Annotated in this window: 28 protein-coding genes; 6 read left to right on the top strand and 22 right to left on the bottom strand. The window is 39.5% G+C overall.

Annotated elements, in window-relative coordinates; genetic code table 11:
* Window positions 1-44: 44 nt before the first annotated feature.
* The 4 genes from HND50_17305 to HND50_17290 all read right to left on the bottom strand — a co-directional run bounded on the left by HND50_17305 (window position 45) and on the right by HND50_17290 (window position 6138).
* Window positions 45-3155 carry an efflux RND transporter permease subunit gene (locus tag HND50_17305; GenBank protein ID NOG47004.1) on the bottom strand — a complete coding sequence of 1037 codons (3111 nt, stop codon included), beginning with the start codon at window positions 3153-3155 and terminating at the stop codon, window positions 45-47.
* Between the two features lie 121 nt (window positions 3156-3276).
* Window positions 3277-4230, bottom strand: coding sequence for an HlyD family efflux transporter periplasmic adaptor subunit (locus HND50_17300; GenBank protein NOG47003.1), 954 nt, complete (start codon window positions 4228-4230; stop codon window positions 3277-3279).
* Window positions 4231-4259: 29 nt separating this feature from the next.
* Window positions 4260-5594, bottom strand: a complete 1335-nt coding sequence (locus HND50_17295) for a TolC family protein (GenBank protein ID NOG47002.1) — start codon at window positions 5592-5594, stop codon at window positions 4260-4262.
* Between the two features lie 127 nt (window positions 5595-5721).
* Window positions 5722-6138, bottom strand: coding sequence for a hypothetical protein (locus HND50_17290; GenBank protein ID NOG47001.1), 417 nt, complete (start codon window positions 6136-6138; stop codon window positions 5722-5724).
* A 247-nt stretch (window positions 6139-6385) separates the two neighbouring features.
* Between HND50_17290 and HND50_17285 the strand changes: the two genes are divergently transcribed.
* Window positions 6386-7075, top strand: a complete 690-nt coding sequence (locus HND50_17285; protein ID NOG47000.1) for a hypothetical protein — start codon at window positions 6386-6388, stop codon at window positions 7073-7075.
* Entirely contained in the window at window positions 7065-7637 is a 573-nt protein-coding gene (locus tag HND50_17280) for a hypothetical protein (GenBank protein ID NOG46999.1), read from the top strand. The genes HND50_17285 and HND50_17280 overlap by 11 nt, the downstream gene beginning before the upstream one ends.
* Window positions 7638-7678: 41 nt before the next feature.
* Here HND50_17280 and HND50_17275 read toward each other — a convergent pair whose 3' ends face one another.
* From HND50_17275 to HND50_17250, 6 genes are all read right to left on the bottom strand, one after another.
* Window positions 7679-8194 (bottom strand): GNAT family N-acetyltransferase, encoded by a 516-nt coding sequence (locus HND50_17275; GenBank protein ID NOG46998.1) that lies wholly within the window; start codon window positions 8192-8194, stop codon window positions 7679-7681.
* A gap of 105 nt (window positions 8195-8299) precedes the next feature.
* Window positions 8300-8533: a hypothetical protein gene (locus HND50_17270; GenBank protein ID NOG46997.1), complete on the bottom strand. Its 234-nt coding sequence runs from the start codon at window positions 8531-8533 to the stop codon at window positions 8300-8302.
* Between the two features lie 77 nt (window positions 8534-8610).
* Window positions 8611-9009: a hypothetical protein gene (locus tag HND50_17265; GenBank protein NOG46996.1), complete on the bottom strand. Its 399-nt coding sequence runs from the start codon at window positions 9007-9009 to the stop codon at window positions 8611-8613.
* A 134-nt stretch (window positions 9010-9143) separates the two neighbouring features.
* Window positions 9144-9614: a hypothetical protein gene (locus HND50_17260; GenBank protein NOG46995.1), complete on the bottom strand. Its 471-nt coding sequence runs from the start codon at window positions 9612-9614 to the stop codon at window positions 9144-9146.
* Window positions 9568-9996 carry a hypothetical protein gene (locus HND50_17255; GenBank protein ID NOG46994.1) on the bottom strand — a complete coding sequence of 143 codons (429 nt, stop codon included), beginning with the start codon at window positions 9994-9996 and terminating at the stop codon, window positions 9568-9570. The genes HND50_17260 and HND50_17255 overlap by 47 nt, the downstream gene beginning before the upstream one ends.
* Window positions 9997-10177: 181 nt before the next feature.
* Window positions 10178-10573: a hypothetical protein gene (locus tag HND50_17250; protein ID NOG46993.1), complete on the bottom strand. Its 396-nt coding sequence runs from the start codon at window positions 10571-10573 to the stop codon at window positions 10178-10180.
* Window positions 10574-10708: 135 nt separating this feature from the next.
* On the opposite strand from HND50_17250, the gene HND50_17245 reads away from it, so the two are divergent.
* The gene (locus tag HND50_17245; protein NOG46992.1) at window positions 10709-10957 is read left to right on the top strand and encodes a helix-turn-helix transcriptional regulator; all 249 of its coding nucleotides are present in this window, start codon (window positions 10709-10711) and stop codon (window positions 10955-10957) included.
* Between the two features lie 56 nt (window positions 10958-11013).
* Entirely contained in the window at window positions 11014-11520 is a 507-nt protein-coding gene (locus HND50_17240; GenBank protein NOG46991.1) for a hypothetical protein, read from the top strand.
* A 308-nt stretch (window positions 11521-11828) separates the two neighbouring features.
* Here the strand turns inward: HND50_17240 and HND50_17235 are convergent, their stop codons facing one another.
* The 12 genes from HND50_17235 to HND50_17180 form a co-directional block, all read right to left on the bottom strand.
* Window positions 11829-12020 (bottom strand): hypothetical protein, encoded by a 192-nt coding sequence (locus HND50_17235; GenBank protein NOG46990.1) that lies wholly within the window; start codon window positions 12018-12020, stop codon window positions 11829-11831.
* On the bottom strand, window positions 12021-12299 hold the full coding sequence (locus HND50_17230; GenBank protein ID NOG46989.1) for a hypothetical protein: 279 nt from the start codon (window positions 12297-12299) through the stop codon (window positions 12021-12023).
* Window positions 12280-13071 carry a hypothetical protein gene (locus HND50_17225; GenBank protein ID NOG46988.1) on the bottom strand — a complete coding sequence of 264 codons (792 nt, stop codon included), beginning with the start codon at window positions 13069-13071 and terminating at the stop codon, window positions 12280-12282. The genes HND50_17230 and HND50_17225 overlap by 20 nt, the downstream gene beginning before the upstream one ends.
* The gene (locus HND50_17220; GenBank protein NOG46987.1) at window positions 13064-14152 is read right to left on the bottom strand and encodes a hypothetical protein; all 1089 of its coding nucleotides are present in this window, start codon (window positions 14150-14152) and stop codon (window positions 13064-13066) included. Before HND50_17220 ends, HND50_17225 begins: the two co-directional genes overlap by 8 nt.
* Window positions 14153-14154: 2 nt before the next feature.
* The gene (locus tag HND50_17215) at window positions 14155-14928 is read right to left on the bottom strand and encodes a hypothetical protein (GenBank protein NOG46986.1); all 774 of its coding nucleotides are present in this window, start codon (window positions 14926-14928) and stop codon (window positions 14155-14157) included.
* Between the two features lie 65 nt (window positions 14929-14993).
* Window positions 14994-15227 (bottom strand): hypothetical protein, encoded by a 234-nt coding sequence (locus HND50_17210; protein ID NOG46985.1) that lies wholly within the window; start codon window positions 15225-15227, stop codon window positions 14994-14996.
* Window positions 15228-15234: 7 nt separating this feature from the next.
* Complete coding sequence (locus HND50_17205; GenBank protein NOG46984.1) at window positions 15235-15573, bottom strand: hypothetical protein; 339 nt, start codon at window positions 15571-15573, stop codon at window positions 15235-15237.
* Window positions 15574-15632: 59 nt separating this feature from the next.
* Entirely contained in the window at window positions 15633-16550 is a 918-nt protein-coding gene (locus tag HND50_17200) for an SAM-dependent DNA methyltransferase (GenBank protein ID NOG46983.1), read from the bottom strand.
* Window positions 16551-16759: 209 nt separating this feature from the next.
* The gene (locus HND50_17195; protein NOG46982.1) at window positions 16760-17041 is read right to left on the bottom strand and encodes a hypothetical protein; all 282 of its coding nucleotides are present in this window, start codon (window positions 17039-17041) and stop codon (window positions 16760-16762) included.
* Between the two features lie 214 nt (window positions 17042-17255).
* A complete protein-coding gene (locus HND50_17190; GenBank protein ID NOG46981.1) occupies window positions 17256-17510 on the bottom strand; it encodes a hypothetical protein in 255 nt (84 codons plus the stop codon).
* Window positions 17511-17632: 122 nt separating this feature from the next.
* Window positions 17633-17854: a hypothetical protein gene (locus tag HND50_17185; GenBank protein NOG46980.1), complete on the bottom strand. Its 222-nt coding sequence runs from the start codon at window positions 17852-17854 to the stop codon at window positions 17633-17635.
* A gap of 122 nt (window positions 17855-17976) precedes the next feature.
* A complete protein-coding gene (locus HND50_17180) occupies window positions 17977-18237 on the bottom strand; it encodes a hypothetical protein (protein ID NOG46979.1) in 261 nt (86 codons plus the stop codon).
* Between the two features lie 95 nt (window positions 18238-18332).
* Between HND50_17180 and HND50_17175 the strand changes: the two genes are divergently transcribed.
* Both HND50_17175 and HND50_17170 read left to right on the top strand, forming a co-directional pair.
* On the top strand, window positions 18333-18500 hold the full coding sequence (locus tag HND50_17175) for a hypothetical protein (GenBank protein NOG46978.1): 168 nt from the start codon (window positions 18333-18335) through the stop codon (window positions 18498-18500).
* Window positions 18472-18636, top strand: a complete 165-nt coding sequence (locus HND50_17170) for a hypothetical protein (GenBank protein NOG46977.1) — start codon at window positions 18472-18474, stop codon at window positions 18634-18636. The genes HND50_17175 and HND50_17170 overlap by 29 nt, the downstream gene beginning before the upstream one ends.
* The last annotated feature ends 172 nt before the right edge of the window (window positions 18637-18808 follow it).

Below are 18808 nucleotides of genomic sequence, written 5' to 3'. Positions count from 1 at the left end.
TTAACTTTACTTATTTCAAAATACTTTATCCCTGACTTTTGAAACTAATCCAGCTGAGTTTTGTCGCCATTATCAATTGAAAACCATTTATAAATAGCCGGAATTACCAGCAAGGTCAAAATGGTCGATGTAATCAGTCCACCCACTACCACTGTTGCCAACGGTCTTTGTACATCGCTGCCGGTACCTGTTGCCAGCAATAAAGGAATTAGCCCGAGACCGGTTGTTATGGCAGTCATCAATACTGGACGTAAGCGCAGCATGGCGCCTTTTACAGAAGCTTCATCTATTTTAACGCCGTCTTTTAATAACTGGTTTAGATAAGTTACCAACACCATACCATTTTCCAAGGCAATGCCAAATAGTGCTATAAAACCCACAGAAGAAGGAACAGACAGGTTTTGCCTGGTAATCCAGAGTCCAACAACCCCACCAACCAGCGCCAACGGAATATTTAATAGAATCAGAAATGTGTTTTTCATAGAACCGAAGCTGGAATAGAGTAATAAGAATATAATCAAAAGTGTAATCGGTACTACGACCGCCAGCCGCTTATTTGCTTCCTGTTGCAAGCGGAACTGACCGCCCCAGGTAACCAAGTATCCCGGTGGTAAATCCACATTTTCTTCAATGGCTTTCTGTCCATCAACCACAAAAGAACCTATGTCCCGGCCAACAACATTGCTTTGAATAACAATAAAACGCTGGCTGTTTTCACGAGTGATCTGCCGCGGTCCAACCAATTCTTCAATCGATGCCAGCTGGCTTAGTGGTAATTTTATTCCATCGGGTGTTTCAATAAGTAATTGGCCAATAGCATCCTTTGTTGAACGGAATTGTTCATCAAAACGCACCAGAATATCAAAACGGCGCACGCCTTCAAAAAGCTGTCCGGCAGTTTCGCCACCAATTGCCGCACGGATAGTTTGTTGCACTTGCTCTACATTAACCCCATAGCGAGCGATGGACTGGCGATCCACTTTTATCAGTAATTGTGGTGTCCCGCTAATCTGGTCAGCCTGTACATCCGCGGCGCCCGGTACCTTACTGACGGCTGCTACAATTTCATCTGCTTTTTCTTTAAGTATATCAAGGTCATCACCAAACAATTTTATGGCGAGTTCGGCTCGAACGCCTTCCAACAGTTCATCGACAGTCATTTGAATAGGCTGTGTAAAGTTAGCAAGCACTCCATGGATTTCACCCACTTCTTCGCGGATCACTTCTTCCAAATCCGCCTGTGTTTCAGCAGTTCGCCATTCGTCCTTGTCTTTCAGAATCACATACATTTCAGCACTGTTAATCGGATCGGTATGTGCGCCGACTTCACCCCGTCCAATTCGTGTCACTACATGGGTCACTTCCGGCACTCTCATAACCCGTCGTTCTACGATCTGTGTAATGCGTGTACTTTCGGTTAATGAAATGGATGGCGCCATTGTTAAGCGTAAAACTATTGTGCCTTCCTGCAAGGTCGGAGTAAACTCGGAGCCGAGCCGGGGATAAATAAGTCCGCCAATAAGCAATAAGCCAGCAGCCAAGACAATCGCAAAGGAACGACGTTTTATAAAAAACCGCAACAGGGGTTCATATAATCGCGTCAGGAAACGGACAAGAAACACTTCTTTTGGTTTCTCATTTTCACCTGATTGGGATTTTGGCCGGCGCATCATCATGTGTGCAAAAAGTGGCGCCAGGGCTATGGCAAAAATTAACGAACCCAACATGACCAATGAGACAGTCTCTGCCAAAGGACGGAATGTTTTGCCTTCTACCCCTTGCAAAGTAAACAATGGTAGAAAAACAACTATGATAATGGTGATGGCAAACAGAATTGGCCGAGCTACCTCAAGGCAGGCGCGCGCCACTATATGAATGCGTGACTCTGTTCCATTGGCACTGCGTAGCATGCGATCCACATTTTCCACCATGACAATTGTACCATCTACCATCATGCCAATGGCAATGGCCAACCCGCCAAAAGACATCAGGTTTACCGAGATGCCAAAATAGCGCATACCTACCATGGCAAACAGAATTGAAAACGGAATCGAAAGAGCAACCACCAGGCTGGGTCGGAATGATCCCATAAAAATAATCAGTACAAGTGCTACAAGAAAAATGCCTTGAACTAGCGCATCTGTTACGGTGCTTACTGCGGACTCCACAAGTGTTTTTTGTTGATAATAAGGTACAATCTGTATTCCTTTGGGCAGGGTTTTATTTATCTCTTGCATTTTAGATTCTACTTTGCTGATTACCGTACTGGAATTGCTTCCATACAATTTTACAACCATCCCGGAAACAACTTCTTCTATGCCATCACGGGTTTGCACACCACGCCGGACAGCACCGCCTATTTCTATATCAGCAATCTGTTTTAAGAAAACCGGGATTCCGTCTTCAGCCTTGATGACAATATTTTCAATGTCATTTATATCCGTAACCAGCCCGACTGAACGCACAATAAACTCTTCAGAATTTTTTTCAATAAATTGTGCGCCGACATTAAGGTTGTTTGAGCTAATCTTTTCCAGTATTTGATGAACAGTAACACCATATTGTAGTAATGCAGAAGGATTTATAACTACCTGAAATTGCTTTTCCCAACCACCAATTCCAAGCACTTCTGTTACCCCGGGCACAGTTTGCAATTGGTATTTGATAAGCCAATCCTGAATAGTTCGTAATTCTGTTGAGGAGTATTGCCCTGTTGTATCTTCCAGGTAGTAAAACAATATAAGTCCCATACCTGTGGAAATTGGCCCCATGGCCGGTTCGCCAAAACCTTCAGGTATTTGCTCACGAGCTTCTTGCAACCGTTCATTTACCAATTGCCGAGCAAAATATATATCTGTTGCATCTTCAAAATATATATTAACCACACTTAGACCAAAATTTGAAACCGAGCGTATTTTTTTCAAATTTGGCAGACCGTTCATGGCAGCCTCTACAGGAAACGTGACATACTTTTCAATCTCTTCCGGTGCCAATCCATCGGTTTCGGTAAATACCTGGACCAAAGATGGTGATACATCAGGAAAAGCGTCTATCGGCAACTGTCTATAGCTAAAATAACCAGCGGCCATTATCAACACACCCAATGCAATCATCAGTAAGCGGTTGCGTAATGAGAATTCAATTATTTTTTTCATTTTAGATTAAAACTCCATTATTAAAATTATTAACCCTTTCAGAAAGTTTTCCTTTTTCTAGAAATGCTTACCTCCTGCTTGGATTATTTTTAGAAACCAATTGTAATGACAAACAGATGGATTAATGTCCGTGCCCTTCACCCATTTCTCCTTTTTGTAGCTCCGATTTTAGTGTGAATCCACCCTTACTTACAAAAATATCACCGCTTTTTATTCCACTGATAGCTTCTACATTAAGGTGGTTGGTTTTTCCGATAATTACCTCACGTGGCTCAAAACCCTCATCATTTTTTACAAAGACTACCGTTTTGCCTTCAAAGGTTTCCAGTGCTGTTTTTGGAATGACAACATCGACTTCACTTTCAGAAGTAGCGATAGATCCTGTCACAAATAATCCTGGCTTCCAATATCCTTTTCTATTGTTTAAAATGATCCTGGCTTTCGCTGTTCGTGTTATTTCATCAATGATAGGCGAGATATAGGCAATTTTTCCTACACTTTTCTCCATTTCCGATCCCAGGGAAATTGTTACTTCTTGTCCTGTTTTAACAAAGGGAAGGTCTTTTTGATACAGGGTCAGCATAGCCCAAACCTGGCTCAAATTTGCCACAACAAAGCCATGATCTGTTCCTTCCACCACCTCCCCTAAAGAGAAGTGCTTTTCAACAACGGTACCATCAATCAATGATTTTATCTGATATTCCGCTAAACTCTCATTGCTTTCTATTACGGCAAGTACATCGCCTTTTCTAACTTTATCTCCAATATGTTTGCGGACTTCTTTAACTATTCCTGCAAAACGGGGATGAATGTGGGCAAGGTTATCTGGAGGAATAATAATCTCACCTGGGAGAGAAACATGAATTGCTAATTTTCCTGGTCCTGCTGTCGCAAGCTCGATTCCAAATTCCTGCAATTCCGCATCACTTATTTGGACAACTTCATTATACCCACCTTTTTCACTTATGCTTTCTTCATTATGTACTTCAGCGTTTGTTTTTTGCTTTTCTCCACAACTTATAACTAAAATTGTAACTACTAATAATGCCGCTACTTTGATTAATGCAAATTTCATCGTTTTTTCCTTTATCAATTCTTAAAATATTATAAACTTTGTAGATCTCGCCCGATCAATCGTTCAAGCTCTGTTATTGTCATTTTGAAATCTAACAACGAATCAACTAACCTGCGACGTGCCTCAAAAAGAGTCCGCTGCGCATCCAAAACGTCAATTAATTGAAATTTGCCGCGTTGGTAGCTTTCGCTGATAATTACAAATGCTTTCTCTGCTTGGGGAATAGCTGTTTGTCGCAGTGCAGATATTTCTGCTGCCAAAGCTTCTGCGTTGGGATAAAGACTTTCCAGGCGTGTATTTAAATTGTTTCGTACCGTTTTCTTTTCCCAAACACCCTGTTTTACCCTGATCTGCTTTTTTTGGACGTTTCCCTGATTACGATCAAAAAAAGGTAAAGGAATAGATAGTCCAGCAACCAATGCATTATCTTTAGACTCATTAATTCTGCGATAGGCCAGGCTTATTGTGGGATCGGGCACTGCCATAGCTTCTGCCAATTCCAGGGAACTGCGTCGCCTTTCCATTTCGACAGACCAGCGTGCTAACTCTGGGGCTTGATCTAGTTTTTGTTTTATTATATCTTTTTCCGGGATTTTTCGGTTGGCTTCAAGGCTTCCTTGTATTGTAGCAAAAAGTCCTTTGCCATTCCAGGTAGATGCCAATAATGACCGGGTAGCTAATAGCTGCCGTTCTGTGCGCTGGAGGGTAATTTCTGCATTACTTACAACAACATTGGCCCGCGCTGTTTCAGCAGGGGACAATCCACCAGACTGTACACGCTTTTTAACAGATTCAACCAATTTCTCTGAGATGTTTAACAACTCTTTATCAAGCTCTATTTTTTCCTGAAGGGCCAGAACCTGTATATAATTCCTTACAACAGAAGTATAGACTTGCAGTTTCAACGCTTCATAGTCCCAGGCAGCAAGGTCACTCTCAAACACCGCCACTTTTGTTCGTTTTTCACGCTTTCCAGAAAGCTCTAATAATTGCCCAAGCGAGATTGTTGTTTCAGTAGCATCGATCCCTCTATAAACCCCACTTCCCGCAAAGTTCTCTGTTTCAATTTCAATTTCAGGATTGGGAAAAAGGGAAGCTTGTAACGCATCTGCATCTCGGGCACGGATTTCCAGGGAATAAACAGCTAACCGTGGATTTTGCATCAGGGCGAGTTGTATAGCTTTTTCCAAAGTTAGGATACCTTGTGGATCTTCAACTTCTTTTGCTGGGAAGCCGGTTTTTGTTTCGGCTTGTATTGATTTTAGTATTGGTTGGCTTTCCGGAATTACTGCGGTTGTTCTTATTGAAGTACAACTGGAAAAAAGTATAAGTAAACCAATACTTGTAATAAGTATGAATTTCATCACTCACTCCATAATAAAATTTGGATTTTAAATACTATTTTTCGCACAAAAACATTTGCCTTGCGAAAAATTATTTATAAAAGTTTTTGATTGAGAAAACAAGAGTTCTGTTTTCAATGAAGTGAGATCAAATTAGAAGAATAGTAGTTTGAATTGAGGTAATAGTGTGTTTATTTGTATTAGATATAATATTAATATTGCTTTTTATTGAGGGCTTTGAGGTGTGTAGCAATGCATTGGGTACAAATACAAAAGAGTTGTGATTAAGATTTTTATTTGATTTCTTGATGACATCGGCATTGCTGAAATGCCAGTCTAAGTTTATATCGGTACAGTCATCAGAATCATTTTGATTAAATAGTTTGACTAAATCACTAAAGTGATTTTTATCATGCTTATGATCTGCGTCCCTTTCAGAGCTTTCAAGTGCAATATGGCCATCATCACCAAAACAAAGCACTAACTCGGGTAATGAAACCTGAAAAAGAAGTGATTGAATTAATACAAAAAATGCTAATACAACTTTTAAATTATTTAGTATCATTTCATTAGTTACTTTTATTTTCCCGAATATGTTCCATTATCAATATTTCATTATATTTGAACCATTGTTCAAATATACACATTACCTTTCATTATAAAAACATCCTAATTGATTATTATATATTTATTCGTCGTTCATGGGTGTTATCTTAAAGTCAGTTGAAATTTAAAAAGAAAAGGTTCCTCACAAAACCAAATTTGGTTAGTTTTATTTAGCCATAAATAAAAAAAGAGGAGGAACCCTTGAGATGAAAGTAAAAACAACAAGCATAAACCGCAATAAAATAAGCTGGCTTTTAGATCAGGAACTGGATGTAAAAATGCAGGCATTACAACATCATTTAGATATCTCACGAATGTTGGTAAACGATGTCTTAGAAGATGAAGTCAGGCAATTTACCGGAGAGCGTTACACACATGGCAAGCCCAACAATGGCCAATACAGCCGTTGGGGCTACAATCGGGGTAGTATAAAATTAGGACATCAACGCATCCCAATCGATGTACCACGTATTTATGACAAAGAAAACAAGTGTAATAAAAGCCTGGAAAGTTATAACAAACTGCGCGAGTTGCAAGAAATAGATGACCGTGTTTTAAAAGCTGTTCTCTTAGGTTTGAGCACACGCGATTATGAGCCCGTAATAAAAAATATGATGGACAGTTTTGGGATCAGCCACTCCAGTGTCAGCAAGGAATTTATTGAGCAAAGCAGCCAGCGCCTGGAAGCCTTTGAAAACCGCAATCTAAAAGAATATGATTTCATCAGTCTGTTTATCGATGGAAAATATTTGGCCAAAGAACAGGTCTTAATAGTCCTTGGTGTCACCATTCACGGGGACAAAATCCCCATAGGCTTTATCCAGACAGCCACAGAAAACCATAAAAGTATAGCCCAACTATTGGGCAGCCTTGTAGACCGTGGATTTGAAATATGAAGATGGCCTGCTGGTTGTTATTGATGGCTCTAAAGGGATTTTTAAGGCCGTGAAGAAAGTATTTGATAAATATGCCATTATTCAACGATGCCAATGGCATAAACGTGAAAATGTGCTCAGCTATCTGCCGGAAGACAAAGCCAAAGAATACCGTAAACGTATGAACAAAGCTTACCGGAAGGAAAGTTATGGCGAAGCAAAAAGTGAGCTAAAGATTATACTAGATGACCTGAAGATAGACAACATGGGTGCTTCCCGTTCCCTGCAAGAAGGATTGGAAGAAACACTTACCCTGCACCGTCTTGGTTTGTATGAAAACTTTGGAAGAAGCTTTGCCACTACAAATGCCATTGAAAACCTCAACTCACAAATTGAAAAGTACCTGCGCAAAGTGAAGCATTGGAAAACATCATCGCAAAGGTACCGATGGGTGGCCAGCGCTTTATATGAAATAGAACATAAAATGCGCAAAGTAAACAACTATAAAAAACTGAGTGAGATGCGTGAAGTATTAAAAGCTGAAGTAAATAAACAAAAAAAAATATTACTAAACGTGGCGTGACCTTTTCTTGAAAATTTCAACTAAGATTGGACATCGCCCGTTCATGTTTTATCAATAGTATATAAGTCAGTAATCTTATTCCAACGCTTAACTTGTCCTGTTTTTTTCATTCCAATTTTATGCAAAACATGTTTAGATGAAATATTATTATCTATAACTGATACAACACGCAATACATTTAGGATTTCAAACGAATACTTGATACATGCCCTCGCAGCTTCTGTTGCATATCTTTGGTTCCAACATTTCCTTAGAATTGAGTATCCCAATTCAATTTCTTCATGTCCATCGATTTCATTTTTCATTAAGCCACATTGTCCTATAAACTTTTTGTTTTTTGTATTAAAGCACAGCCACATGCCAAATCCATTCTTTTTATACGATGTAATTACATGCTCAATCCATAGTTCAGCTTTTTCCCGCTTTTGTGGTGAGGTATAAAAAGTCATTGAAATCGCTTCATCAAAGATTTGATGCAAATAATCTAGATCGAGTGTGTTCATTTCACGAAGAATAAGTCGATTGGTAGTAATTATTATTTTTGGATTCTTTTGCATTACTAAATCTATTCATTTAGAATCCCTTTATCAAAAAGAACAGACAAGGAGTTCTAAATAAAAAAAATAAGATGATGCTCTATATCCCCTTAACTGCCGAAGCAACTAAGGGGTATAATGCCGCTCAACATCCGTTAAAACATCGTCCAGCTGTTCTTCTGTATATGATTTAGGAAGGAAAGCAGAAATTCCATTCGAACCCAAATGCTTCTCGAAAAATTCTGCTTCCATTACTGCTGCTACATGAAAGAGCATTTCAAACGCTTGCAGCTCTTCCAGTGTCTCGAATTTTAGTGTTAACTCAAATGGAATCAGGCTTGGTTTGGTTGATACTTTCATAAGAATCTCCAGGTTGGTTTACCAGAGTTCTTATGCCAAATATAGAGATAAAAAGAGCCCATAAAGGGCTTCTTATTTTAGAAAGTCTGATTCCAGGCTTTTGTAAATCCTGTTAATTTGAAAATGAAGGAAGCATTTGTTTCATCATCCTTAAATACAAGGAGTCTCCCCTTTTTCATATATGGGATATCTTCCCTGGAGATGAAGATTTTTGTTACGCCATATATCGTTCCTTCAATGTTGCAAACTGTTTTATAGTTAAGATCTACATGCATCATTATATACCCAAAGTTTCCATAATTATACTCCGGGACATACATAGTATACGACAAACCAGGTCCCTTAATTATCGATGCAAACCGTTCACCATCTTCGATATATGCAACAACATTCATACCTTTTAATGTCTGCGCCTTCCATTCACCTGAATATCCAACGACTGTAAATAGCAGTACAATAAGTATTACCTTCTTCATAACGTTACTCCTTTTAGTGGTTAATACCTTTCTTATTCCATAAAAGCCGCTCCTGCAAATTTGTTCTTATAGAATATGAACTACTTATGGAGGACCGCCCTTGTTATTGATTTAGGTTTTGAACCAATTCTCTTTTACAATTTCTCTCGTTTAACCCCGGCGAAAACCCATCCAATAATCATTTGGATTATTAAGGCAATTGCAACAACAAGTACATATGTACCAATAATTGCACCCAAAACAACAAATACCTTTTCTATAACCTTTAACGCCTCAAACCCCTCCCTAAAGTGGTCACTAACCAAACCATGGTTTATACTATAAATTATATACACTGTAAGTGGGCTTAAGACACCTGATATCAATTTTAATATTCTTTGCCACGCCTGTGAAAACACTTGGCGATGATAATTAAACAATATCCAAAGAAATAGAAAAAATACACTTAATAGTAATCCAAAGATAACTAGAACCGTAAAAATATTTGGTTTGATTTGGTTATACCTTTGATACCCTTCAAAGAGTAATATTTCACCAAGACAAATCAATACCAATAAACTAAAGGATGTTTGAACTATGTTTGGTAGTAAGTTCTTGATCTTCATTTTTATCTCCTTTTGTAATCCAATTATAAACCATGTGAATTGCGAAAACTAAAAACGTGAAGCTTGTATATGTTACAAAGAATGAGAAAACCATTTTGAATAGAAACTCTGGGTCTCCATCGACAACTGTTGACATTGCAACCAATATTGAAAAAATAGATGTTATTGCTATTATAGTTGTTTTTACCACTTTACTAGATAATGACCGAAGATACTTATTGGCAACCATAAACATGAAAATTAGTATGAAAGCGATTATGAAAAACGGAATTACTAACCAATTGCTTTTTATCGATATCGAGCTCAGAAGGGATACATGTATCATCGAAAGCACCGTAAATAATAATCCACCAGCTAAGCTTTTATAAATTAGAACCTTCATTTTCTTCTCCAGTTAATAAATTAATTGTAGTTTTTCTTCACCAATCGCCCCAAATATTTCCCGGGCTAAATCGCCAATAAAAAAAGTATTGAAGAAGAAATCGCCATACTTATCCCCAGCCGAGGCGGCTGTATTCAAATTTTAATGAAACCAATGAAATAAAAGCTCATTGAGGACTATTTTAAAATGTTTGGTTGAAGGCTTTTGTGAAACCCTTTAGATCATATCGTAGCATTACGTGTGTGTCTTTGTCCTCAAACATTAGACGGTTTCCTCTCTTCATAGCTTGTATAATTTCCTCAGCAATGTAAATTTTTGTTAATCCGTGAGTCGCCAGTTTGATTGGGCAAACTCCTTTACCTTTACCGTCTATGTACAGTATTAAGAACGTGGCTTCTTGATCGTAATTAAGGACATGCATAGTCCACATCATTGCAGGACCTTTACTTATACTGGCGATAGGTTTACCGGATTCTTTATACACCATTTCACGTGTACCGTTCGTTACCAACGTGGCCCATTCACCTGCATTTGAAAAACTAATTAATAGCAATAAAATCAAGATCATCTTTTTCATAAGTAATCTCCTTAATGAGTAAATAGTTAGTTATCATTCTTCTTATACCAAAAATCACGCTATAAACAACAGTCGTAATCTATGAAATAAAACAATGCTTTGCCCACTATTGTGGGCGGATAATGGAAATAATTATTGCTACTTTGGTTTATGAAAGAAAAACTAACATTAGCAGTAACCTTTGGTGAAGTGCTAAAAGAGGAACGATTACGGAATAACCTGTCCCAGGAAGCCCTGGCTTATGCAAGTGGTCTGGAACGTAATTTTATATCTTCTATGGAAAGGGGTATCAGCCAGCCTACCATAACAACCCTTTTCAAGCTGGCCGAACAGCTTAAAATTTCTCCCAACGATTTGATACAAAAAGTATCCGACAAGAAGTAAATACTGCTTTCTTTTCCGGCATAAGAGTAGTGTATATATATATTTTGGAGCTTCTTATGTCATCGCGTAAAATCTGGTTAACCATCCTTCCGCTTCTTTTCCTTTTGGCTACCTTTGAACACTGCTATTCCATACTTTCCTTATATGGCCAGGGATTATTGTTTCCATTTGTGACCACAACCCTGCTTGTCCTGGCCATAGATTCTTCAATCTATTTTTCCATGCAGCATATCCAACTGCTTCCGGCCAAGATCATTCTATTACTTGCTGCTACAATCAGCATTACACTGAATGTGAAGTATATGATTGACTGGAAACCACCCGGAACCTTTGCTCTGATTATTGGAATCACAGTGGGATTTTTGATCCCGGCTATGTTGGGACTCTTTGGCTGGTTGGAAAAGGAAATCAGGGAAAGTGTTATTTCTACAACATCCAATGGACAGCTGCAGGAAGTAGTAAAATTTCATATTGAGAAATATCCGGATATGAGCAGCAGGGAGATAGCAGGACTTATCGGTTGCAGTCACACAACCGTTCGTAAGTACAGAAATGGAAAGTAAAAGAAGAGGATCAATTCTCTTCTTTTTTTTCTATTTCACTATGAGTTTTTCCATTTAACGCTTCGCACACAAACGAGTATCAAGCAGTTAATTTCTTTCTGGTAAACTCTTGCACCGCCTCCTTTATTAATTGATTTATAGGTTTCTGCGTTTGCTGTTTCTTTTGATACAGCGCTTTCATTTCTTCTTCACTCAAGGCACTTGATGGCCACCTGTATACCGATTCATAACACCGGGAATAAGGAATCGAGTATAACTCTCAAAACGAAGTGGCAAAGTACGACACTTCTGTTCGAGTAACTTGCTATTCATACCCGACGCTTCTTACTGTTATAATCCGTACAGTGAAATCCCTTCCCTTTAAAGTGTGCGACAGGAGCACCCATTATTTTATCTGTTTCACCTCCACAAATGGGACAGGGAGGATAATCCTGCTCAAGACCGCAGATTCTCTCAAAGACATAGTGACAACTCAAACATGAAAAATCGAATAGTGGCATTTATCCCTCCTTTAATATTTTACTTATTGTGTTATAGACTTTCTCCTGTTTTTTTCTATCTTTTATAAACTGGATTTTCTTTATAACAGACTCCATAAAACTGTTTATCATAAGAGGCTTATTCATACCTTTGGATGTTTGGGCAATAAAGATCGAAGTGGTCACTTCACGTAACTGGTTCTTATCCAATCCGTCATCACCCAGGTTTTCATTATGCTTGAGGACCTGTTTATAGATACTAAACCACAAGCCCTCAAAATCATATTTGTAATAAGGCATTGTTTTGTCCCTCCAGTGATTTGGGTAAACGGATTTTGGATTTGGTCTCATTGAATATCTCTGTTGAGACAATACCAAGCTTACTTTCCAATGCTTTTATTTTTTCCTTAAATGCCAGGTAAGCCTGAACAAGGCCTTCGTTGACATTTTCCAGGGCCATACATTCAGCAAAGTCACTATCATTCATTCTCTGCGGATCTATGTCAGCTTCAAACGATTCCGACATCTGGATTTTTACCAGCATATATTTTCCACGTAGTTCTGCTAACTCTGATTTTAGCTGGCTGGCATTATAGGCTATATCTTCCATAAAGGGATTAGCCGATACGCTTTGCAAACCGCCAAAGTCTTCACCAAGCCCATCGATATTAATACCGATATCAGAGAGGAAAGTAGCCGAGTCTTCATCCAGAAACAGTTTCATCTTCTCCGAGTGGATATCCGACAAGGGTGAGTAATCCGGGATCTGGTTCTTGAAAGCCAGGATGGTATCTGAAAACTTTCGCTCCAATGTTGTATCAGCGATGGCTTCCATATTGGATGGTGTAAAGGCTTTGATAATATGTCTTTTACCAAACTTGTCAGATTGATCTTTGAAGTTCCTGGAGAGTTCCTGAGAATAGAAAACTATGGGATTATTGGATTCGGGATCTCGGGTTACTTTAATCTTTGCAGCAGTGTAGTTTGTTTCTGTGTCGAGGCTATCCAGTTTAAAATCTTCTATATTATCTTCGATCTTTTCAGCAAAGTCTATGACCAGGTTATTATCCATCATTCCTCCTGACCGGCATGAGCAGGTTCACCACATTTTCATCATCTGTACTATTTAGAATATTGGGGCCATCGCCATCGATGAATTTCCACTCGATTAATTTTCCGTCCATAGTGTTTATGCTCTTTTCCAATAAAGCGAGATTAAGCGCTACATCCATCTCAGCGCCTTCTCTTTTTTCTACGTCCATCGTTGAATGATATTCTGTGTTCATATCAATATCCGTAGATTTGAATTCAATGGAGCCATTCATAGCCTTAAGCTCAGCTTGATTTGTGTTGGAATTGGAAAAATTCTTGGCTGATTTTATATGTTTTAACAGTTTGTCTTTGTTCAAGGTGAGCGTATTAGGCAGCTCGATAGGAATTACTTTTTTGAAATCCACATAAGGATCGTCAATCTTTCGCACCACAAACACAATACCATGGCCCAGCTTAAACATCAGGTACTTCTCTGACTGCCAGACTTCTGTTTTGTACTGCACATATCTTGCTATTATTTTGATTACTTTTGCCGGGATGATGCATTCGTATTCTTTGAAGTGCAGGCATTTATTGGCAGTATCCAGGTTTTTAATCCACTGTAGCACATGACCATCAGTGGCTACGGAACTGAGATATTCATCCTGTTTTACGAGAATGCCTGTCAGTGAGACACGCATAATATCCACCGAAGCGAAAGTAATCTGCTTGGCCAGCTGCATAAAGACATCACGGTTCCACTCAGCAATCTTTTCAAAATCTTCACTCTTTGGATAAGCCGGATATTCATCTGTGTTTTCGGTAGAAACGATAATCTGACACTCATCAAACATTATACTTAATTTATCTTCTGTAGATTTTTCAATACTTAGGGTGGCAGGTTTGGTGGCAAGTATTTTCTTGAGGACTTTTATGGGCAATGTATAATTCTGGCTGTCTGACTGTCGGGTATTTTTAATGGGCATCCGGACAAAGATATTCAGATCGGTCATCATCATAAATCCATCCCGGATACATATGTTGTGCAGGATATCGATGGTTGTTTTTCGGTCATAGACTTTGTCTGCAATGGGCAGGAAAGTTTGTATTTCAAATAACATAACTACGGTTCTCCAAATTTTAGTGTGGTTTGGTTACAGACTGAATTATAGGGTTTCTTGGAGCAGAAGCTTTCGGTGCAAAAACTGTTTGAGTCGAGCTTTACCGGCTGGCCTTTGTAGCGGCAGTAATGATGCAGTTTATTCTGTGTTTTAAGATGCTCGCTGAAGATATTGAAGAACTCCACAAACTCGATTTTTCTTCCTGTCCCCGCCGGGGGTCGGGCAAGCTGCTGCTGGTAACTGACAAAACTCTCCGCCAGTTTTTGGGCAAGATCGGCCTTAACCGATGGACTTTCGATGGTCCTGTACCATTCCGGTAATGCAGGACTATAGAGTAGTTCTTTCTTTACTTCATCCACATTAGCTGGTGCGCTGCTCTGTTTTATATTGATTTGTTTTGATTGTGGTGTGATTTTTTGTGGAGAAGATACCCGATTCACAAGCGGGGATTCCGGTAGATGGATGTTTTGCAGGAACTGGTTTACACTCAGGATTATGTCATTCAATGTATCAAGCGGTTCATCAATCGGTCGCGGTATCCGCCCACCGGCGGATTTTTTCTTTTGAGTATAGGGTTCGTTCTTTAAGACCAGTTCCACACTGTTAAGGTCAAGTTCCAGGTTATCGGGCAGGAAAATATTCAGTTCTGCAACCAGGTGTTTGCCCTTCTTACTTCCGCTGACCACCGGTATAATATTATTGCCGGCGTGGAAACCTTTGGGATATAATACATTCCACTGTTTTGTCAAAAGCAGCGTTGGGTGCTTTTGTTTCACCTCTTCTATCCATTGATTGACAGCATCCTTAATCTGCTGATTGATCTGGCTTTTATAGTCTTCGCTCATAAGCCAATCCCTTCCAGTGCTTTTCGCTCTGCCGATTCCTTATCCAGCTTTTCATATTCATTGAAATTGATTAGTGCATCATCACCACATTCCTGGCAAGTGAGCTGGAAGGATGTCTTACCCTGGTCGGTCAGTTTCTCCTCCAGAGATTCCAAAGGTTTTACATACAGAATGGAAATAGTGCCTTCTTCGGTAAACTTGAAGGTGGCGCGCACCCAGAGCGGAATCAAAAACTTTTTATGGTTGCCACAGGACGGGCAGTTTATTTTCATGGCTTTTTCTTTCACCTCTTAGTTGTAATAGTGATTCTCTGTTTTTTAGCATTTCTTCATCAAGGGTTATTGAAGCCTTTCTGGGATACCAGTCTGAAAAAGGACGGCAGACTGATCCGGAGCAGCAGACGGCGCAGCGCAAGTAGGGATTATAATCTTCCATCGACAATTCATCAGCGCTCATCTTTTCTGTAGACAGTACAGCTTCCTTTACCTGGTCGCGCACATTTTCCTCAGCATAGTTCCAGCCTTCAAACTTGGCCGGTTGTAACAAAAGGCCTTCTCCGGATATCTCGATCTGCATGACGGTTTCCACCTCGCAGTCAAAGAACTGTTTATTGCCGCAATCTATACATATTATACTCATGCATATTCCTCTTTTTGATTACTGCATTCTGAGCAGGAAATGTTTTCGGGTTTTAGTTTTCTTTTTATCAGATCGCTGCTGATGGTTGGTGTGGCCAGAGTGAAATGACCTGTGTTGGAAACTTCGCATTGGTAATCGGTTTGCAGATCCATATAAAAACTCTGTTTTTCCTGTTCACAGTTATTACAGACCGGAATCTTTATACCGGATGGGAATTCTTTTTCACTGATCTGAACATCAAATATACTTAAATGTTTTGGTTTGGAAACCATCCAGGGCATATAGATGAAGGCATTGATCATAGCTATCTTGGTCAGCAATAGCGAGATGTCCTGGCCGAATAGATTCAATGAATAGTTGGAAGCAAAGAGCAGCATGCCGCCTGTTCCACAGCACGGATCAAGAACACTCTTATTTTTATGTTCGTGGCTTGGCTCTCCACCAAACTGCATCTTGACCATCATCTCAACAACAGCACCTGGCGTAGCAAAGAATCCGAGAGGGTTATTCTTTCCCATCACATCCATGGCCAGATCGGGCCAATGGTCGGCCGGTTCCCTGTAAAACAATCCCAGGTTAAACGTACGGTACCAATAATCATCAATCTTCTCAGTAACGCCAACAGGAAATTCTTTTCCATAATTGAAACCCCACAGTATCCAGTCCACAAAACTATGTAACGGATGGGAGAGCTGATAAGCTGCTTCTTTCAGGCAATCCTTTAAATTCTTCTGCACTTCTTTTTTGGGATACTCATGGATGGGATGGAACTCAATATAAGGAATAGGTTCTTCCGGAATCATGTTTTTGCTACATATGTTCAGCCAGTAATCCCACCTTTTATAGAACATCAGGTCTAGTGAAACCAGGTAGGGTAATAACCATCCCTTTTTATCCTTTGTCGTTTTCAGCATTTTAATTTTCTCGCTTTTTTTTAACCACGGATAGACATGGATTTTCACTGATTTTTTATCCGTAGATTTCGCACAATTCGCTCAACGGATTTTCAATAACTTTTATAGTTTTTCTTTTCCGTGATAATTCGTGAAATTAGTGGATAATTATTTCTTGTATCACCAGAAAAAATGAGGACTCGATTAAACTAAGTCCTCATTGTCGTCTGCTAATAACCCGCATCCCGCTTTAACTCTTCCAATGTCATCTCGTAATGCCTGCGTACTGCTTCAAGACCATTATCATAATACATGCATTGATAAGCGCAGTCTTCCTCTTCGATTTTTCCTTTGTTTTCCCTGAGGCATTCTGTGCAGGTCTCAATAAGATCTTCCTTATCTATATAGCTGCCGCAGACATCACAGCCGGGACAACCCACTTGCCAGCAATAGTCCAGCAGGCGTTCCTGACGGTCTACACCGGGATTCTTACAATTAGCGCAGTTGATCACTTCATTGTCATTATCCAAAACCATATCCATATTGGTAGCAATGGAATGAAAGACTTTCTCTGTTGTTTTGGATGGTTCAACAAGAATGGAGTTGTCACTTTGAATAATGACCTGGTGCCTGAGCTTGAGATCGATGAAGAAAGCTGTGGTATTTCCACAGTAGATGCATTGTAGGTTCTGCTGAAGGTAGCGACGGGATTCGGGCGGGTAGTACTTAACCGCTCTCATTGTTATTATGCTTGTTGAGGGTGTCGGTAATTACCCTGGTGAGTGAAGCAATGGATGTGGCAATCTCAGCTGTCAATTGCAGGTTCTGGTTGCGGCTCATTGTTTTCTGCTCGCGAAAGCTGTTGGCAAAGCCTGTTCCAATCAGGTATGCGTTTGCTGTTAATAAAACGCTGTTGGAGATCAGGCTGGCTGTTTTGGCGATTGCCTGTGAGTTAACATTAAATCTCAACTTTGTGGCCATGGCTTATCTCACCGGTGATGCAATTATGAAGCGCATTACTTTCCAGGCAATTGTTCCAATCCCTACATATGTAAGTATCCTCTTGCCTTTGTTTACTTCATCATTGCTGATAAAATATCCGTCTACTCTTTTTTCCATTTATTTCCTCCAATATTGGTAATGGAATTTATCAGGTTGCTGAAGCTGTCAAAAAATGACTTCTGCCGTTTGAAGCGGATATGGTCACGTACCAGCACAATGGTTGTGCCCACAACGGCGGTGCCAAAAAGAATACCGCCAAAGGCCAAAACTATATGCTTGAGTGACACATCCACGACATTATCTTCTGTTTCCGGTGGCATCATGTCGCTAGGCCTTTCCGCGAAACAATCCTGTGACCTGAAGGGCCAGCTGCACACCTGATACTATGACGGATGCAATGACAGCGCCTTTCTCTATCTTTGTTTGGGTTTCCTGGGTCATCTGTTTATCTCCTTTTTAGGTTAATGGTTATATCATGTCCTGAAATATCTTCTATTCTGTAGGGCATATCGGATTGAAGCGGGATGATTATTTTTGTAGCGGTGATTTTGATCCGGGCATAACGGCGGGCGATATTCAGGATTAGCTTTAGTATCCAGTTTGTGCCGGATAGGTTGTACTTCAGAATGAGTTTCTGTTCGTGGCTGTTGAAGCGGGGTTGTATAGTGAGGATGATATTTCTAGGCAGGATTATTTTTTTCCACAATGCTCCTCCTTCCCTTTTGATTGATAGGCTTATCACTCTTCTTATGCCATAAAAACTGGCATAAGAAAAGTATGTTGAACATTAGTGGGGTTGTTATGAAAGAAGGTGTGAAAAATGAGCTGAATATCTTGTTGGGTGTTATTGAGGGTGTTCAGAAATTCTTGAAGCAGGATGGTAGTACTATGGCTATGATGTTGAGTAGTGCTTTGTTTGATCAGTTCTGGAGGTTGAAAGATGAGTTGGAAAAAGGAAGCCCTGAATGATAATATGGGCTCTTCTTTTACTCAATCACCTCCTTCAGCACAAAATTGGATTTTATTACTTCTTTACCAAACCAGTTCGATTTTGGGTTTGCATGCGGTTTTCGAGGTTTCCCATCTTTACGAAACACCCCTATAGAGTCTGATATATTAGAAAAGATATTTCTGTCTTTACAAAATATTGAGCGGCTGGTTGTCAAGAAGGAAAAGTCTTTTTTTTAATATAGAAGAAGCAGCTGATTATCTTGGTTTGTCAAAATAAACATTATATGCTTATACCAGTAAAATAAGTTGAATATTTACATTTAAGA

The sequence above is a fragment of the Calditrichota bacterium genome, assembly GCA_013112635.1.
Lineage (GTDB): Bacteria > Calditrichota > Calditrichia > Calditrichales > J004 > JABFGF01.
The sequence above is the reverse complement of the archived record's forward strand: the minus strand, read 5'-3'. Positions and strand labels throughout refer to the sequence as shown.